We start from the raw sequence: 17186 nt of genomic DNA on the forward strand, positions 1-17186 counted from the left end.
ACCTACCTCCAGGCACCGACACTCACAGATCGGTGCTGTCCCCCGCGGTGAGTCGGCCGTGGTCGGTGCCGCCCAGGGCGTCCAGGGCGAAGTCGTAGATCGGCCGGGCGATGTCGGAGAGGTAGGCGTCGTGGATGTCGAGGGCCCGGCGCGGCTTGACCTCGCGGAGGTAGTCGATCACTTCCGCGACCTTGTTCCAGGGAGCGTGCACCGGGACCATCAGGGTCTCCACCGGCACCCCGGGCACGGTCAGGGCGTCCCCGGGATGGAAGAGGGAACCCTCCACGAGGTAGCCGACGTTCGTGACCCGCGGGATGTCCGGGTGGATCTCGGCGTGCAGCTCCCCGTGCACCTGGACCTCGAACCCCGCGGCGGTGAAGGCGTCGCCGTGGCCGACGGTGTGCACCCGGCCCGGATAGGCGGGGGCCAGCTTCTCCGCGACGCTGCGCAGGGTCCACAGCCCGGCGGCCGGGTTCGCGTCGAGGGCGGCCCGCAGCCGGCCCTCCTCGAAGTGGTCGGGGTGTTCGTGCGTGACCAGCAGGGCGTCCGCGCCCAGGCCCGCGTCCGGTTCGCTGAAGGCGCCCGGGTCGATGACGAGCGTGCGCCCGTCCTTCTCCAACTGGACGCAGGAGTGCAGCCGCTTGGTGAGCTTCATGATCCCAGGCTAGCGGTGGAGGGGGCCCGGTCAGGGGGTGGTCGTGGAGACCACGTAGACCTTGGGCTTCCCGGGGTCGGTGAGGTCCACCGTGATGTCCCGGCTGGGGCGCGGGTCCGGCTGTTCCACGGTGGTCCCGTACCAGGTGGCCTCCGGGCTCCAGCTCCAGCCGGCGACCTCGGAGTCGTGCGGGGAGATCGATACCTCGCCCTGCTTCAGCCCGGCCCGGCTGGTGCCGACGGCGGCGAGGAAGGCGTCCAGGTCCTCCGGGGTCACCGCGAACTGGGTGAACAGCCGGCTGGTGCGCCAGTTGTTGGTCTCCAGGAACCCGACCCGCCAGGCCTTCGGCGGGATCGGGATCTCGTAGATGCTCCGCTGCACCTTGGAGGGCCAGCCGGGGCGCACCTCGGACGCGCCGACCCTGGCGGCCTTGTCGCGGCCGCTCTCGCGGCTCTGCTGGGTGGAGATGGCGAGGTAGCCCGCGGGTACGCCGACCAGCAGCAGGATGATGATCGCGGTGATCCAGCGGCGCTTGACGACGTGCCGGCGGTCCTCGGCGGTCGGCGGCGGCGTGGCGTCCGCGTCGGGGGCGGAGGCCTGGTGGGGCAGGGAGGGCGGGGTCACTGTTTTTCCTGGTCCTCGGGTCCGGCGGGGTCGCGCCGGCCCAGCTGCTGCGCGTAGCGCTCGTACCGTTCGTAGCGCTCGACCCGGCGGCGGGTGGCGCGGCGGAAGCGCCGGGCGACGAGCCGGGCGAGGTCGGCGGCGCCGACCATGCCGGCCTCGGGGCCGAGCTGGGCCTTGGCGATGCGGGCCTCCGGCCGGTAGCCGCGGCCGGTGAGGTGGCGGCGGAAGGCGTCCCGGGCGGGGCCGATCAGCAGGTCGTCGGCGGCGCTGACGCCGCCGCCGATGACGAAGCAGGAGGGGTCGAGGGCGGCGGCGAGGTTGGCGATGCCGACGCCGAGCCACTGGCCGATGTCCTGGAGGAGCTCGACGCACATGGCGTCGCCCTCGCGGGCCAGCTCGGTGATGAGCGGCCCGGTGATCTCGTGGACGTTGCCGCCGACCCTGGCGATGATGTTGTACGCGACCGGGGAGTCGGCGGCGGCCAGCTCGCGGGCCTCGCGGACCAGGGCGTTGCCGGAGCTGTACTGCTCCCAGCAGCCGCGGTTGCCGCAGGGGCAGCGGTGGCCGCCGGGGACGACCTGCATGTGGCCGAATTCGCCGGCGACCCCGTAGCGGCCGCGCTTGACCTGGCCGCCTTCGAGGATGGCCCCGCCGATGCCGGTGCCGAGCGTGATCATGACGAGGTGGTCCTCGCCGCGTCCGGCGCCGAAGCGCCACTCGGCCCAGGCGGCGGTGTTGGCGTCGTTGTCGACCATGACGGGGACGGCGAGCCGGGACTGGAGCGCGTCGCGCAGCGGCTCGTCGCGCCAGGCCAGGTGGGGTGCGAACAGGACCCGGGAGCGGTCGGCGTCCACCCAGCCGGCGGCCCCGATGCCGACCGCGTGCACGTCGTGCCGGTCGGAGAGGTCCAGCACCAGCTCGACGATGGTGTCCTCGACGACCTTGGCGCTCTTGGACTTGTCGGGGGTCTCCGCGCGGATCTTCTCCAGGATGATCCCGTCGGCGTCGACGACGCCCGCCATCACCTTGGTGCCGCCGATGTCGATGCCGACGGTCGGGACGCGCGGGGCGGTCAGGTGCGACCGGCGCTCACGGGTGCCGATGGTCCGCAGGACGGTGCCTCGCGCCGACCCCCGGTGGGAGAGCGTGAAGTCCCGGTACGTGCTCATCGAGTCGTGTCGTCCCTCTTCGGTGGGGTGGGGCGGGGAGCCGGGTCGGCTGCGCCGGGTGGGGCGTCTGCCCCTGATTCTGCCACTCGCTCCAGTTCGTGGCTCAGTTCGTCCAGCTCGGAGCCGCCCGCCATCTGCCGGGTGAGCTCGTCGAGCGTGATCGAGTCGCGGGTGTGACTGCCCGCCATGGTGCCGCGCTTGAGGAGCACGAAACGGTCCCCCACCAGGTACGCGTGGTGCGGGTTGTGGGTGATGAGGACCACGCCGAGGCCCGCGTCGCGGGCGGCGGCGACGTACTTGAGGACCACGCCGGACTGCTTCACGCCGAGGGCCGCGGTGGGCTCGTCGAGCACGAGGACCTTGGCGCCGAAGTACACGGCGCGGGCGATGGCCACGCACTGGCGCTCACCGCCGGACAGGGTGCCGATGGGCTGGTCCACGTCGCGCAGGTCGATGCCCATGCGCAGCAGCTCGGCGCGGGTGGTCTCGCGCATGAGGTCCACGTCGAGGCGGCGGAGGGGGCCGCGGCCCCTGGTGGGCTCGGAGCCGAGGAAGAAGTTGCGCCAGACGGGCATGAGCGGGACGACGGCCAGGTCCTGGTAGACGGTGGCGATGCCGAGGTCCAGGGCCGCGCGCGGGTTGGCGAGCACGGTCTCCTCGCCCTCGATCTCGAAGGTGCCGGCGTCGTGCCGGTGCAGCCCTGCGATGATCTTGATGAGGGTGGACTTGCCGGCACCGTTGTCGCCGAGGACGCAGGTGATCTCGCCCGCCGAGACCTCCAGGGAGACCCCCTGGAGGGCGCGGATGTTGCCGTAGTACTTGCTGACGCCGGTCAGCTTCACGAGTGCCGTGGTCATGCCCGTGCCTCCGCCCGCTTGCGGACCCATGCGTTGAGCAGCGTGGCGAGCAGGAGCATCGCGCCGAGGAAGAACTTGAACCAGTCCGGGTTCCACTGGGCGTAGACGATGCCGTTGCTGGTCATGCCGAAGATGAAGGCGCCGACCGCCGAGCCGATGGCGGAACCGTAGCCGCCGGTCATCAGGCAGCCGCCGATGACGGCCGCGATGATGTAGAGGAACTCGTTGCCTACGCCCTCGCCCGACTGGACCACGTCGAACGAGAAGAGGATGTGCTGCCCGGAGATCCAGGCGCACAGGGCGACCCCCATGTAGAGGCCGATACGGGTCTTCACGACGGGCACGCCGGTGGCGCGGGCCGCGTCGGCGCCGCCGCCCACGGCGAAGATCCAGTTCCCGGCGCGGGTGCGCAGCAGGATCCAGGTGGCCACGGCGACGATGGCGAGCCACCACAGGATGGTGACCTTGAGGGTGACCGAGCCGATGTTCCACTGCGAGGCGAACAGGGCCCGCGCGGAGGAGAAGCCCTCCATGTCGGCGATCGTCTTGGTGGAGACCGAACCGCTGATCAGCTTGGTGAAGCCGAGGTTCAGGCCGGTCAGCATCAGGAAGGTGCCGAGCGTGATGATGAAGCTGGGCAGCCTGGTACGGGTCAGCATGAAGCCGTTGAAGAAGCCGATGGCCAGCGTGACCAGCAGGGACACCGCGACGCCGACCCAGACGTTGGCCGTCATCTGGTAGCTGAACATCGAGCTCACCAGCGCGGACGTCGTGACCATGACACCGGCGGAGAGGTCGAACTCGCCGCCGATCATCAGCAGGGCCACCGGAGCGGCCATGATCCCGATGGTGGAGGCCGAGTACAGGACCGTGCTGAGGCTGGAGGCCTGCAGGAAGCTGGGCGCGGCGATGGAGAAGAAGACGAAGACGGCGGCGGCGCCGACCACCGAGCCCAGTTCCGGGCGGGCGAGCAGCTTGCGCACGGTGGAGGTCGGCGCGAGCCGTTCGTCGACGGCGGTGTGCGTGCTCATCGGCTGCCCCGCTTGATGAACTCCTCCAGCTTGGACGCCTCGGCGGCGGTGACGATCTGCGGTCCGGTGAGCACCGGGCGGCCGCCGCCGAGCACGTTCGCGTTGTAGCGGTACAGCCAGAGCAGGTCGATGGCCTCGTAGCCCTGGAGGTAGGGCTGCTGGTCGACGGCGAAGCCGAGGGCGCCGGACTTGAGGTCGCGGGCCACGGACGCGTTGAGGTCGAAGGTGTCGACCTCGGCCTTGCTGGCCGCAGCCTCCTTCGCCTTGATCGCGGTCGGGGCGAAGGGGGCGCCGAGGGTGACGATCGCGTCGACGGACGGGTCGGCCTGGAGCTTCGCCTGGATGGACGCCTGGACGGAGGGCATGTTGGTGCCCTCGACGTACAGGTTCTCCATCGTGCCGCTGAAGGTCTTCTTGGCCCCGGCGCAGCGCTGCTCGTGGCCCACGTTGCCCTGCTCGTGCAGGACGCAGACGGCCTTCTTGCGGCCGCGCTGGCCCAGCTCGGTGCCGACCGCCTCGCCGGCGATCTCCTCGTCCTGGCCGATGTGGGTCAGCGCGCCGTACTCGGCGGACTGGGCGGAGCCGGAATTGACCGTGATCACCGGGATGCCGGCCTTCACGGCCTTGGCGATGACGTCCTTGAGGGCCTCCGGCTTGGCGAGGCTGACGACGATCCCGTCGACCTTCTGGTCGATGGCGTTCTGCACGAACTGCGCCTGCTGCTGAGCCTGGTCGTCGTGGGCGTAGACGAAGTTGATGTTGTCCTTCGCCGCGGCCTCCTTGGCGCCCTTCTGGACGATGTCCCAGAAGGTGTCGCCGTCACCCGCGTGCGTGACCATCGCGAAGGTCCAGCGCGGGGTGGAGACTGCGGGCCGGCCCGCCTCGGCGGCCTTCGCCCGCTCCTCGGCGCGCTTGCCACCCGTACTGCTGCAGCCCGCGAGCGAGGCCCCCAGTACCGCCGCGAGCACCGCGCCCACGACGCGCACCCCTGTCCCAACCCTAGCCACGTCGCCGCGCCCTTCCCTCGTCATCGATTCGGTCCGTCGTCGAGCCGTTCACCAATCCGGTCATTCCGGCTCCATTCCGGTCCAGCCGCTCAGTATCCGCCACAGTCGACCATGCAGGGTCATCGGGGCACGCACGGGCAGGTTGACATGCGCGGGCGGATTGACAGGTTCCGCCGACAGGGTCAGGTTGAGTGCATGCGCATCGGGCTTATCGGAACGGGCCGGATCGGGTCCTTCCACGCCGCGGCACTGGCCCGCCACCCGGAAGCCGGCTCGCTCCTGCTCGCGGACGCCGATCCCGCGCGGGCGGCGCGCCTCGCCGACCGGCTCGGGGCCACCGCCGCGCCCTCGGTGGAGCAGGTCTTCACCTGGGGGGTCGACGCCGTGGTGGTCGCGTCCGCGACCGAGGCGCACGCGGACCTTGTCGTACGGGCGGTGCGCGGCGGGCTGCCGGTGTTCTGCGAGAAGCCGCTGGCCCCGGACCTGAACCGGACCCTGGCGGCACTGCGGGAGGTCACGGCCGCGGGCGGGCTGCTCCAGGTGGGCTTCATGCGCCGCTTCGACGCGGGCTACGGCACGGCCCGCGAGCTGGTCCGTTCGGGCACCCTCGGGCGGCTGCACACCGTCCGGACGATGACGGCCGATCCGGCGCCGCCGGCGGCCGCGTACCTGGCGGCCTCCGGCGGGCTCTACCGGGACTGCCTGGTGCACGACTTCGACATGGTCCGCTGGGTGACCGGGCACGAGGTGGTCGAGGTCTACGCGGCCGGGTCGGACGCGGGACCTGCCCTGTTCCGGGAGGCGGGCGACATCGACACGGCGGCGGCCGTGCTGACGCTGGACGACGGAACCCTGGTCACGGCCACCGGCACGCGGTGCAACGGCGCCGGGTACGACGTGCGGATGGAGCTGGCCGGGGAGCTGGACCAGGTCTCGGTGGGGCTGGACGACCGGACTCCGATCGCCTCCACCGAGCCGCACGGCCCGCCCCCGGCGAGCAAGCCGTGGACCGGCTTCCTGGAACGTTTCGCCCCGGCGTACGAGGCCGAGCTGGCGGCCTTCGTCCACCTGGTGCGGGGCGACGGGCCCAACGCGTGCGACGGCCGGGAGGCACTGGCGGCGTTCCGGATCGCGGAGGCCTGCGAACTCTCGCGCCGGGAGCGGCGCCGGGTCCGCCTGGAGGAACTCCCGGACCTGCCGGTTCTGTAAGCGCACGGGCATTGGGCCACCCTATGGCGGGCGCTCACCCGTGGCTGCGTCGTTTTCCGGACACGTGCTCGGACGCCCGCTAGGCGGCCGGGGCGATGGCGCGGCGGCCCCACGCGGTGCCGGCGAGCACCAGGGCGGCGCCCGCGTAGCCGAAGGGGCCGAGGTGCTCGCCGCCGATGGCGATGCCGGCGACGGCCGCCCACAGGGGTTCGGTGCCGAGCAGCAGGCTGACCCGGGAGGGCGAGGTGCGGCGCACGGCCCACATCTGCACGAAGAAGGCGAAGAGGGTGCAGAAGACGGAGAGGAAGGCCAGCCCCGCCCACTCCGCGGCCCCGAAATCGGCGGCGGCGGCCCAGGGGCTCGCCCCGGTGCCGGGCACGGCGGCGAGCAGCGCGAAGACGAGCACGGCCCCGCCGAGCTGCACGGTGGTCAGGGACAGCGCGTCGGCGTCCTGGACGGCCTCGATCCGGGCCATGAGCAGGACGTGCAGGGTCCGGGCGAGGGCGGCGCCGAGGATGAGCAGGTCACCGAGCCCGGGCGCGGTGAATCCGGCTCCCTGGGTGAGCAGCACGACACCGGCCACGGAGACGGCCGCGGCCCCGAGGAATCCGGCGGAGGGCGCCTGCCGCCTCACCGCGGCCTCGGCCAGCGGGGTGAAGATCATGGTCAGGCTGATGATCAGCCCGGCGTTGGTGGCGGAGGTGTGGACGACCCCGTAGGTCTCCAGGAGGAAGATCCCGCCGAGTACGAGTCCCAGCAGCCCGGCGGAGCGCAGCTGTACGGCGCTGAGGGCGCGCAGCCGCGACCACCCGGCGACGGCCAGGACGGGCAGGACCAGGGCGAACCGCAGCACGAGCACGGCGATGACGGTGTGCGAGGTGGTGATGCCCTTGGCTGCGAGGTAGCTGCCGCCCCAGACGACGGCGACGGCCAGGACCGGCAGGTCGGCGAGCCGGGCCCGGCGGGGGGCGGCTTCGAGGGCCGGCGAGATCACGGTCATCGGAGGTCTCCAACGTCACGGAAGAGGTGGAGACTTCGGCGGCTCGCACAGGTGCAGGGGGCACGCTACCGGAGCCGATCATGCCGGGCGACCCGTTTCCGGACCGCCCGCACGGGACCCGTAGCATCGGGTGCATGGCTGATCTCTACGCCCTGGACCTGGCGTTCGACCTGCTCGACAGCACGCCGGACACCGTACTCGCGGAAGTCCGGCGCCAACTGGCACCGGACACCGGTCTCCTTGGCGCCCGGGGCCCCGCGTGGCGCGTCCGGGGCGTGCTCGTCGGGGAATTGGCCCGGACCGAACACGGCGGCTGGGCGCTGACGGCCCGCCAGGAGATCCACGCGGAACAGCTCCCGGACCTGGAGGACTTCCTGCTGCAGGTGGCCCCCCACATCCGCCCGCCGGGCCCGGTCGGCCGCATCCGCCACTACGAGCACGAGGCCCCGGACCTGCTGGTCCTGCGCGAGGGCCGCGTGGTCCAGCTCGCCCTGGACCCGCGCTAGGCGTAGGCCGCGCTCAGCCGACCGTGCCGAAGGTGGCCCGCCCGGTCGGCCGGTAGGTGTGGATGGCCGTTCCGGCCGGCGTGGTGCGGGAGTCCGTCACCTCGAAGGCGGTCGGCAGCCCACCGGTCGAGAACAGCTTCCGGCCCGCGCCCAGGAACACGGGGAAGACCAGCAGGTTCAGCTCGTCCACGAGGTCCCGGGCCAGCAGCCACTGCGCGAGCTGCCCGCTGCCGTGCACCTGCAGCTCCCCCTCCAGCACGTCCTTGACCCGGACGATCTCGCTCTGCAGGTGCTCCCCGTCGAGCACGGTGGCCGGGCCCCAGGCCGGCTCCTTGAGCGTGGTGGAGGCCACGTACTTCGGCAGCCGGTTCAGGTTGCCCGCGATGGGGTCGGCCGGATCGTCGTGGTGCGGCCAGTACCCGGCGAAGATCTCGTACGTCCGCCGCCCGAGCAGGAACGCCCCGGTCCGCCCGAAGACCTCCTTGACGAACTCCAGCATCCCCTCGTCGGCGAACTGCGCCAGCCACCCGCCGTACTCGAACCCGCCGCTGCGATCCTCCTCCGGCGCCCCGGGTGCCTGCATCACGCCGTCGAGGGTCACGAAGGTGGTCAGGGTCAGCTTTCCCATGGCTCTGCGCTCCTAGCTCGGTCGTCCCTACACGAGTGCAGACTCCCGGACCCCCGAAATCTCATCGCGACGCCACGCACGACCCCGCAGGAAACGCGAGGTCGGATTCCTGCCAGCGCCATCGGCCCCCCCGGGGATTTGATTGAACTCGCAACCAACTGGTGGACGATCGAGGGAGGAACGTCATGGACGGCAAGGTGGCACTGGTGACCGGTGGCAGCAGGGGGATCGGGGCCGCGACGGTGTTGCGGCTGGCCGAGGAGGGCGCGGATGTCGTGTTCACCTATGCGAGCAGCGAGGAGGCCGCGGCCGAGGTGGTCGGGAAGGTCGAGGCGCTCGGGCGGCGGGCGCTCGCGGTGCGGGCCGACGCCGGGGATCCGGGGGCCGGCGCCGACGCGGTGGGGCGGACCGTGCGGGAGTTCGGGCGGCTCGACGTGCTGGTCAACAACGCGGGCGTGGGCGTGCTCGGGCCGCTGGAGGGGCTGACCGCGGCCGATGTGGATCGGGTGCTCGCGGTCAACGTCCGCGGGGTGTTCACCACCACCCAGGCCGCGGCCGCCGAACTGGGGCAGGGCGGGCGGATCATCACCATCGGCAGCTGCATCACCCAGCGGGTCCCCGGCCCCGGCGGAACGCTCTACGCGATGAGCAAGTCGGCGCTGACCGGGCTGACGAAGGCCCTCGCCCGGGAGCTGGGCGGGCGCGGGATCAACGCGAACGTCGTTCACCCGGGGCCGGTGGACACCGACATGAACCCGGCGGACGGGCCCTACGCGGGGCCCCAGGCCGAGATGACCGCCCTGGGGCGCTTCGCGGCGGCGGGAGAGGTGGCCGCCATGGTGGCCTTCCTGGCCGGGCCCGGGGCGGCGTACGTCACCGGGGCGGAGTTCGCCGTCGACGGCGGCCACGCCGCCTAGCCGACGGGCGCGCGGCTCGGCCGGCAGGCACGCGGCCCGCCCGGCGGGCGCGCGGCCCGGCCGCGGGCGCGGTGCCCGGTCAGGGGAGCCAGCGGCCGTCCGTCATCAGCTGACGGCCCGCCATCTCGTTGACCTCGCGCCACGCCTGGATCCACACCGGCGTGATCCGGAAGTACGGGTAGGGCGTGGCGAAGGCGCTCGGGTCGAAGCCCGTGTGGGCCGCGAACGCCTCCCGTACGGCCGGCGCGAGGTCGGCCGCGTCCACCGTCTTCGCGGTGCCCTCCACCAGGACCACGTCCCGGGTGACGCCGAAGGCCAGGCGGGCGCGGCCGTTCGCGATCAGGTTGCGGGCGGTGGGGTTGGTGCGCTGGGTCGAGACGAGGAAGGTCTCGCCGTCCCGGAGGAAGGAGAGCGGGACCATGCAGGGGACGCCGTCCGCGTCGGCGGTGGCGACCCACACGTCCACGTCGTTCTCGAAGCGGGCCAGGGTGTCCTTGAGGCGCTCCTCGTGCGTGCGCGGCTGCGCGGGGATGGTCTGGATGGTCTGCTCCGTCATACGGGCCTGCTCCTGTCCGTACCGGCCGGCCCCCGGGCGGAGCCGCCGGGCCCCACTGTGCCCCAGCCGTAAGGGAGTTCGTACGGCAGGGCGTATGCCGAGGGGGCGCACCGCGTCGCGGTGCGCCCCCTCGGGCCGGGCGTGACCCCGGGAGTGTCGGCTCCCGGGGCGGTCGAACGGGGTGGCGTCAGCCGCCCAGCTCCTGGTGGCGGGCGCTCAGCGCGGCCTCGCCGGCCTCCGTCAGGGAGCCGTACAGGCGCAGGCGGGAGAATCCGCCGTCCGGGAAGATGTCGATCCGGACGTGCGTGCCGACCGCCGGGGCGTCCAGCACGAAGCGGTGGTTGGTGTCGGGCTGCAGGCGGGTGCGCGGCAGGAACTCCGTCCACTCGCCCTCCTCGCCCGTCTTGATGGAGAGGGAGGCCCAGCCGGCCGAGTTGCCCTTGAGGTACGCGGTGTCGATCTCGACGGCGCGGATCTCGGACTCGGTGACGAGCTGGTAGCGGATCCAGTCGTTGCCGTTGTCGCGGCGGCGCGCGGTCTCCCAGCCGTCGTCCATCTTGCGGGAGCGGCCCGGGTTGATGGTGTTGGCCGGCGGGGAGTAGAAGCGGTTGGAGGCGTCCTGGACGGAGCCGCCGTTCTCCAGGGCCACCACGTCGAAGGAGCCGAGCGCGGCGAGCCACTTCGGGTCGGGCAGGACCTCGCCGTAGACGCGCAGGCGGGCGATGCCGCCGTCCGGGTGCTGGTTGACGCGCAGGTGCGTGAAGCGCTGCTCGGTGCTCACCTCGAAGCCGTTGGCCGCGTGGCCGCCGACCGCGGTGCGCGGGACGAGGGTGGTCCACTTCACTTCGTCGCCGAGGAGCTCCTCGGGGGTCGGCGCGCCGTCGACCGAGGTGCCCTCGATGGATACGGCCTGCGGCATGTTGCCGCGGAAGTGGGCGGTGTCGACGACGATGCCTCGGATGACGCCGGGGGCGCCCAGGCGGACGAGCGCCCAGTCGTGGTCCTCGGCGGTCGGCCAGGGCTGGGTGGCGGAGACACCGCGGCGGCGGCGGGTCTCCCAGCCGTCCATGATCTTGCCCTTGTGGCCGAAGTGCTCGGGGTCGAAGTGCGCGGCCTCGGCGATGAGGAGGTTCTCGCGCTGGGCGAAGAACTCGTCGTTGGCAGCGATGACGCCGGCGCCCAGCTCACGGGCGGCGAGGTTCGCGTACTGGGTGAACGGGAAGTCCGCGGTGCGGTAGTCCGCGTACGGGTCGCCGCCTCCGTACGGGTTCGCGTTGCCGGTGAAGGAAGCCAAAGGGGTCGAACGCTGTGCCACTGTCAGTTCTGCCTTTCGAGGAGGAGGCCCGTGGGCTCGGTCGGGGTGCCGTGGTCGGCGATCTGCGTACCGCGCAGCCAGGTGGACTTCACGACGCCGTGCAGGGTCTTGCCCGCGTACGCCGTGACCTGGTTGCGGTGGTGGAGCTCGGCCGGGTCCACAGTGAACGTTTCTTCGGGGGCGAGAACGGCGAAGTCGGCGTCGCGGCCGGCCTCGATCGCGCCCTTCTGCGCCAGCCCGGCCAGTGCGGCAGGGGCCGCGGACATCCAGCGCACGACGTCCTCCAGGGTCCGGCCGCGGCGGCGCGCCTCGGTCCAGATGGCGGGCAGCCCGAGCTGGAGGGAGGAGATGCCGCCCCATGCGGTGGAGAAGTCGCTGGTCTTCAGGTCCGCGGTGGAGGGCGAGTGGTCGGAGACGATGCAGTCGATGGTGCCGTCGGCGAGCGCGTCCCACAGGAGGTCCTGGTTGGCGGCCTCGCGGATGGGCGGGCAGCACTTGAACTCGCTGGCACCGTCGGGCACTTCCTCGGCCGTGAGGGTGAGGTAGTGCGGGCAGGACTCGACGGTGATCTTGACGCCCTCGGCCTTGGCGGCGGCGATCAGCGGCAGCGCGTCGGAGGACGACAGGTGCAGTACGTGGACCCGCGCGTTCAGCCGCTTCGCCTGGGCGATCAGGTTGCCGATCGCGGTGTTCTCGGCGTCGCGCGGACGGGAGGCGAGGAAGTCGGCGTACTTGGGGCCGGGGACGACCGGGGCGGCGTCGAGGTGGTGCGGGTCCTCGGCGTGCACGATCAGCAGGCCGCCGAAGCCGGTGATCTCGGCGAGGGAGGTGGCCAGCTGCTCCTGGTCGAGCTCGGGGAACTCGTCCACGCCCGAGGGCGACAGGAAGCACTTGAAGCCGTAGACGCCGGCGTCGTGCAGCGGGCGCAGGTCCTTGACGTTGTCGGGCAGGGCGCCGCCCCAGAAGCCCACGTCCACGTGCGCCTTGGCGCGGGCGACCTCCTGCTTGACGCGCAGGTTGTCGGTCGTGGTGGTCGGCGGCAGGGAGTTCAGCGGCATGTCGAGGATCGTGGTGATGCCGCCGGCCGCCGCGGCGCGGGTGGCCGTCCAGAAGCCCTCCCACTCGGTGCGGCCCGGGTCGTTCACGTGGACGTGGGTGTCGACCAGGCCGGGGAGCAGGACGTCGTCGCCGAAGTCCTCCAGCCGGGCTCCGGCCGGTACCTCGGCCTCGTACGCCAGCACGGCCGTGATCTTCCCGCCGGCGACGGCCACCGAAGCGGCGCGCGTCCCCTCGGGGGTGATGACGCGCGTCGAGCGCAGTACCAGTTCCACAGCCACGTCGGCCACCGGAACCTCCCCATCTACTTCCACAGAGCGAAATTCAACGTTCTGTTGACGGAGTCTTCCCGGCGATCCCGGAGCAGTCAAGAGCGCCCGGACGGACCACCGACGCACCAGGACCGCAATTGGATGTTTCCACAGGATGGAATTAAGATTTCACTATCCAGAATGTAGCTACCACCACCGGGAACTGGGCAGGTAACTTCCCGAGGACGTTTGCCACCAGGACAAACCGCCTCTGACCGGCGGCGACGGCCCCGACCCAGCACTGGGACCGACGCCGACCGCCGGGTAGGCTGCTCCCTTGCCTGCCAGCACCGAAAGGACCGCGCCGTGCCGACGTCCAGCGCCAGCACCACCGACGCTTCCTCAAAGACCCCTGCCGCCAGCGGTGGCGTCCAGTCCCTTGAGCGCGCCTTCGATCTGCTCGAACGTATGGCCGATGCCGGGGGTGAGGTCGGCCTGAGCGAGCTCTCCGCCGCCAGCGGTCTGCCCCTGCCCACGATCCACCGCCTGATGCGCACCCTGGTGGCGTGCGGTTACGTCCGCCAGCAGCCCAACCGACGGTACTCCCTCGGCCCGCGTCTGATCCGCCTCGGCGAGTCCGCGTCGCGGCTGCTGGGCACCTGGGCCCGCCCCTACCTCGCCCGCCTGGTCGAGGAGACCGGGGAGACGGCGAACATGGCCCTGCTCGACGGGGACGAGATCGTCTATGTCGCCCAGGTGCCGTCCAAGCACTCCATGCGCATGTTCACCGAGGTCGGCCGCCGGGTGCTGCCGCACTCCACCGGCGTGGGCAAGGCGCTCCTGGCCTACACCCCCGCCGACGAGGTACGGGCCCTCCTCGCGCGCACCGGCATGCCGGCGGCGACCGAGAAGACCATCACCACGCCCGAGGGCTTCCTCGACGCGCTGGAGCAGGTCCGCAAGACGGGCTACGCGGTCGACGACAACGAGCAGGAGATAGGAGTCCGCTGCCTCGCCGTCTCCGTACCGAACTCGCCGACCGCCGCCGCGATCTCCATCTCGGGCCCGGCGGGCCGGGTCACCGAGGCCGTGGCCGAGTCCTTCGTGCCGATCCTGCAGGGCGTCGCCGCCGAGCTGTCGGTGGCCCTGTCCAACCAGAACCCCGCCTGAGCAGCCGTACACCGTCGTACGAAGGCCCCGGCCGTCCCTCGGAGTGAGGAACGGCCGGGGCCTTCGCGGGCGGGCGGGCGTGCCCTCGTACGCCGCTCAGGAGGCCCGTGCGCCCCTCAGGAATCCGGGGTCGGTGCCGGGCTGCGGGCTCTGCGTCAGGCGACCGTCGGCCATCGTCGCCGTACGGTCCATCCGCTCCAGGTGGGCGTGGTCGTGGGTGACCACCACCGTGGCGGTGGAGCGCTCGCGGGTCAGGGTGACCAGCAGGTCGAGCACGGCGGCGCCGCGCTCGTGGTCCAGGGCGCTGGTGGGCTCGTCGACCAGCAGCACGGCGGGCTCGTTCATCAGGGCGCGGGCGATGTTGATCCGCTGGCGCTGGCCGCCGGAGAGCTGGTGCGGCCGCTTGTCGGCCTTGTCCGCCAGGCCGACCGCGTCCAGCAGCTCCAGCGCGCGGCGGCGCAGGGCCTTGCAGGGCCGGCCGGAGAGGTGCGCCATGACCTGGAGCTGTTCGGCGGCGGTCAGCGAGGCCAGCAGGTTCGGCTGCTGGAAGACGATGCCGATCTTCTCCCGGCGCAGGGCCGACTTCTCGGCGGCGCTGAGCCCCGCCGTGTCCCGGCCGGCCACGACGACCCGGCCGGAGTCCGGGGTGACCAGGGTGGCGGCGACCGCGAGCAGGCTGGACTTGCCGGATCCGGAGGGTCCGATCACGGCGGTCAGCGTGCCGGCGGGCACCTCCAGACGGACCGCGTCGAGGGCGGTCAGCCGGCTCTCGCCGTCGGGGTAGGTGAGCGTGACGTCATGGACGAGCAGGGTCATCGGGCGCTCCCGAGGGCGGTCAGCGGGTCGACGGCGGTGATCCGCCGGATGGACAGGGCCGCGCCCAGCGCGCCGAGCACGATCATGATCGCGGCGGGGACGAGGACCGTGGCGGCGTCGAGCACGAAGGGCACGTTCCCGCCGCTGATCAGCGCGCCGAAGCCGGCGGCCAGCGCGGTGCCCAGCCCGGTGCCGATGGCGAGCATCACCACGGCCTGCCCGAGGGCGTCCTTCAGCAGGTACGGGGTGGAGGCACCCAGTGCCTTCAGGACGGCGATGTCGCCACTGCGCTGGATCGTCCACACCGTGAAGAAGGCCCCTATCACCAGGGCGGAGATGACGAAGAGGAAGCCGCGCATCAGCTGGAGCGAACCGTTCTCGGCCTGGTAGGAGCCTATGGCGCCCAGGGCCTCGTCGACGGTCTGGGCCCGGGTGGCGGCGGCCCCGTCCGCGGCGGCGAGGTCGAGGCCGCTGCCGGAGACGGCGACGACGGTGGCGAGGGTGTCGACGGAGGTGCCGGGGTTGCCGATGCGCTGCCAGTCGTTGAGGTCCATCCAGACGACCGGGGTGTGGCTGTAGGCGGCGGTTCCGGAGACGGCGGCCACGGTCAGTTCGAGCGGGCCGATCTTGAGCTTGGCGCCGGCGGTGAGGCCGCCGAGCTCCTTCGCGGCCTTCTCGGCGAGGACCACCTGGCCCTGCGTGAGGCCGGTCCGCCGCGGTCCGAGCCGGCCGGCGGGGTCCACGCCGAAGACCGAGACGGCGGCGGTGCGCTCACCCGAGACGGCGTTGGTGGTGCGGATGCCGAGCGGCTCCGCCGACGTCACCCCGGGCTGTTTCCGCCAGGCCAGCCAGGCGGACTCGGGGACCTGGGAGTTGGTGAAGGACACCTTCTGGTCCCCGGTGGGCGCGGCGAAGGCCAGGTGCGAGACGGGCAGGCCGGTGATGGCCGAGATGTTCTCCCGGGCCAGGCCTGAGGTGAGCCCGGACAGCAGGCCGACCAGCAGCGTGATCAGCAGGACGACCGAGCCCATCAGGGCGAAGCGTCCCTTGGCGAACCGTAGATCTCTCCATGCGACGAACATGTTCCCCACCTTGGTGTTCCGCGTGGACACAAGACATCGCGCCACAGTCGTGATCCTCGTATCGAAGGGCGCACCGGTACATCAAACTTTCGGTTGACCGGGGCCGGCCGCGCCCGACTTACGCTGGTCCGGCCATGACTGCTCCCGCCGCCCCCCTTCTCCCCGTTTCCCGCGCCCTCACCCCCGTGTCGAAAGTGCTGCGGCTGTGCCTGCACGCGCTGCTCTTCGGGCTGCTCGCGCTCGCCGCCGGCCGGGCCGTGGCCGACTCCGCGCCCCGGGCCGGCTGGGTGATCGCCGCCTGCGCGGTACTGGCCGCCGTCTACGCGGCCGGCGTACGGGCCCCCGCCGTGCACAGCTCCCCGCGCGCCGGGGCGGTGTGGCTGGCCGGGCTCGGCGCGGCCTGGGCGGCGCTGCTGGCGGTCTCCCCCGACGGGCTGTGGATCGCCTTCCCGCTGTACTTCCTGGAGCTGCACCTGCTGCGGCTGCGCTGGGGCGTCACGGCCGTCGCGGTGACCGCCTGCGCGGCCATCGGCGGGTTCCTCGCGCACAGCAGCACGGCGACCCCCGGGGCCTTCCTGGGGCCGCTGCTGGGCGGGGCGGTGGCGGTGGCGACCGTACTGGGCTACCAGGCGCTGTACCGCGAGAGCGAGCGCCGCCGCGAGCTGATCGAGGAGCTCGTCACCACCCGGGCCGAGCTGGCCGCGGCCGAACGGGGCGCCGGGATCCTGGCCGAGCGGGAGCGGCTCGCCCGGGAGATCCACGACACCCTCGCCCAGGGCCTGTCCTCCATCCAGCTGCTGCTGCGGGCCGCCGAGCGGGCGCTGCCGGAGGAGGCCCCGGCGCTGGAACACATCGCCCGGGCCCGGGAGGCCGCCCAGGAGAACCTCGCCGAGGCGCGCCGCTTCGTACGGGCCCTCACCCCGCCGGACCTGGAGCACGGGTCGCTCGCCGCCGCGCTGGAGCGGCTGTGCGCGGGCGTGCCGGGGCCGCGGGTGCGGTTCTCGCTGAGCGGCAGTCCGCGGGTGCTGCCCACCCCGTACGAGGTCGCCCTGCTGCGGGTCGCGCAGTCGGCGCTGGCCAATGTGGTGCGGCACGCGCGGGCCGGGCGCGCCGAGATCACCCTGACCTTCATGGACGCCTCGGTCACGCTGGACATCGTCGACGACGGGCACGGCTTCGACCCCTCCTCGGCGGCGTCGGGCTCCGGTGACGGCGGCTTCGGGCTGCCCGCGATGCGCTCGCGCGCCGAGACGCTGGGCGGGCTGTTCACCGTGGAGTCCGACCCGGGCCAGGGCACCGCCGTGGCCGTCACCCTGCCGCTGCCCCTGGAGGCCTGA

General features: G+C 72.4%; 18 protein-coding genes. 5 read left to right on the top strand and 13 right to left on the bottom strand.

All coding sequences use genetic code 11. The annotated features are described in order from the left end of the window. Positions 1–22: 22 nt before the first annotated feature. Genes RIU97_RS08130 through RIU97_RS08155 form a run of 6 tightly spaced genes read right to left on the bottom strand, consistent with a single transcriptional unit; the run spans position 23 to position 5313 of the window. Positions 23–655, bottom strand: coding sequence for an MBL fold metallo-hydrolase (locus RIU97_RS08130; RefSeq protein WP_404954656.1), 633 nt, complete (start codon positions 653–655; stop codon positions 23–25). 30 nt (positions 656–685) lie between these two features. Continuing rightward, positions 686–1279 carry a hypothetical protein gene (locus RIU97_RS08135; protein ID WP_404954658.1) on the bottom strand — a complete coding sequence of 198 codons (594 nt, stop codon included), beginning with the start codon at positions 1277–1279 and terminating at the stop codon, positions 686–688. Continuing rightward, positions 1276–2448 carry an ROK family glucokinase gene (locus RIU97_RS08140; protein WP_361763034.1) on the bottom strand — a complete coding sequence of 391 codons (1173 nt, stop codon included), beginning with the start codon at positions 2446–2448 and terminating at the stop codon, positions 1276–1278. Before RIU97_RS08140 ends, RIU97_RS08135 begins: the two co-directional genes overlap by 4 nt. Continuing rightward, positions 2445–3335: an ATP-binding cassette domain-containing protein gene (locus RIU97_RS08145; protein WP_404954661.1), complete on the bottom strand. Its 891-nt coding sequence runs from the start codon at positions 3333–3335 to the stop codon at positions 2445–2447. Before RIU97_RS08145 ends, RIU97_RS08140 begins: the two co-directional genes overlap by 4 nt. Continuing rightward, a complete protein-coding gene (locus RIU97_RS08150; RefSeq protein ID WP_404954665.1) occupies positions 3302–4336 on the bottom strand; it encodes an ABC transporter permease in 1035 nt (344 codons plus the stop codon). The genes RIU97_RS08145 and RIU97_RS08150 overlap by 34 nt, the downstream gene beginning before the upstream one ends. Beyond that, positions 4333–5313: a substrate-binding domain-containing protein gene (locus tag RIU97_RS08155; RefSeq protein WP_404962786.1), complete on the bottom strand. Its 981-nt coding sequence runs from the start codon at positions 5311–5313 to the stop codon at positions 4333–4335. The genes RIU97_RS08150 and RIU97_RS08155 overlap by 4 nt, the downstream gene beginning before the upstream one ends. 225 nt (positions 5314–5538) lie before the next feature. On the opposite strand from RIU97_RS08155, the gene RIU97_RS08160 reads away from it, so the two are divergent. Beyond that, positions 5539–6552, top strand: a complete 1014-nt coding sequence (locus tag RIU97_RS08160; RefSeq protein WP_404954667.1) for a Gfo/Idh/MocA family oxidoreductase — start codon at positions 5539–5541, stop codon at positions 6550–6552. Between the two features lie 79 nt (positions 6553–6631). Here RIU97_RS08160 and RIU97_RS08165 read toward each other — a convergent pair whose 3' ends face one another. Beyond that, positions 6632–7552 carry a DMT family transporter gene (locus tag RIU97_RS08165; protein ID WP_404954670.1) on the bottom strand — a complete coding sequence of 307 codons (921 nt, stop codon included), beginning with the start codon at positions 7550–7552 and terminating at the stop codon, positions 6632–6634. Between the two features lie 134 nt (positions 7553–7686). Here RIU97_RS08165 and RIU97_RS08170 point away from each other — a divergent pair, with 134 nt between their 5' ends. Then, positions 7687–8058: a hypothetical protein gene (locus tag RIU97_RS08170; protein WP_404954672.1), complete on the top strand. Its 372-nt coding sequence runs from the start codon at positions 7687–7689 to the stop codon at positions 8056–8058. Between the two features lie 13 nt (positions 8059–8071). On the opposite strand, the gene RIU97_RS08175 is transcribed toward RIU97_RS08170, so the two are convergent. Beyond that, positions 8072–8686 (bottom strand): dihydrofolate reductase family protein, encoded by a 615-nt coding sequence (locus RIU97_RS08175; RefSeq protein WP_404954674.1) that lies wholly within the window; start codon positions 8684–8686, stop codon positions 8072–8074. Positions 8687–8871: 185 nt separating this feature from the next. On the opposite strand from RIU97_RS08175, the gene RIU97_RS08180 reads away from it, so the two are divergent. After that, a complete protein-coding gene (locus RIU97_RS08180; protein WP_404954676.1) occupies positions 8872–9603 on the top strand; it encodes an SDR family oxidoreductase in 732 nt (243 codons plus the stop codon). Positions 9604–9682: 79 nt separating this feature from the next. Here RIU97_RS08180 and RIU97_RS08185 read toward each other — a convergent pair whose 3' ends face one another. The 3 genes from RIU97_RS08185 to allB all read right to left on the bottom strand — a co-directional run bounded on the left by RIU97_RS08185 (position 9683) and on the right by allB (position 12811). Beyond that, complete coding sequence (locus RIU97_RS08185) at positions 9683–10159, bottom strand: pyridoxamine 5'-phosphate oxidase family protein (protein ID WP_404954678.1); 477 nt, start codon at positions 10157–10159, stop codon at positions 9683–9685. 187 nt (positions 10160–10346) lie between these two features. Further along, positions 10347–11474, bottom strand: coding sequence for an allantoicase (gene alc, locus RIU97_RS08190; RefSeq protein ID WP_404954680.1), 1128 nt, complete (start codon positions 11472–11474; stop codon positions 10347–10349). A 2-nt stretch (positions 11475–11476) separates the two neighbouring features. Then, the gene (allB, locus tag RIU97_RS08195; protein ID WP_404962787.1) at positions 11477–12811 is read right to left on the bottom strand and encodes an allantoinase AllB; all 1335 of its coding nucleotides are present in this window, start codon (positions 12809–12811) and stop codon (positions 11477–11479) included. Positions 12812–13147: 336 nt separating this feature from the next. On the opposite strand from allB, the gene RIU97_RS08200 reads away from it, so the two are divergent. Next, positions 13148–13951, top strand: a complete 804-nt coding sequence (locus tag RIU97_RS08200) for an IclR family transcriptional regulator (protein WP_404954682.1) — start codon at positions 13148–13150, stop codon at positions 13949–13951. 96 nt (positions 13952–14047) lie between these two features. Here RIU97_RS08200 and RIU97_RS08205 read toward each other — a convergent pair whose 3' ends face one another. Then, complete coding sequence (locus tag RIU97_RS08205; protein ID WP_404954684.1) at positions 14048–14767, bottom strand: ABC transporter ATP-binding protein; 720 nt, start codon at positions 14765–14767, stop codon at positions 14048–14050. Beyond that, positions 14764–15849, bottom strand: coding sequence for an ABC transporter permease (locus RIU97_RS08210; protein ID WP_404954686.1), 1086 nt, complete (start codon positions 15847–15849; stop codon positions 14764–14766). The genes RIU97_RS08205 and RIU97_RS08210 overlap by 4 nt, the downstream gene beginning before the upstream one ends. 134 nt (positions 15850–15983) lie before the next feature. On the opposite strand from RIU97_RS08210, the gene RIU97_RS08215 reads away from it, so the two are divergent. Beyond that, on the top strand, positions 15984–17186 hold the full coding sequence (locus RIU97_RS08215; RefSeq protein WP_404954688.1) for a sensor histidine kinase: 1203 nt from the start codon (positions 15984–15986) through the stop codon (positions 17184–17186).

The organism is Streptomyces sp. 147326 (assembly GCF_045000215.1).
Lineage (GTDB): Bacteria > Actinomycetota > Actinomycetes > Streptomycetales > Streptomycetaceae > Streptomyces.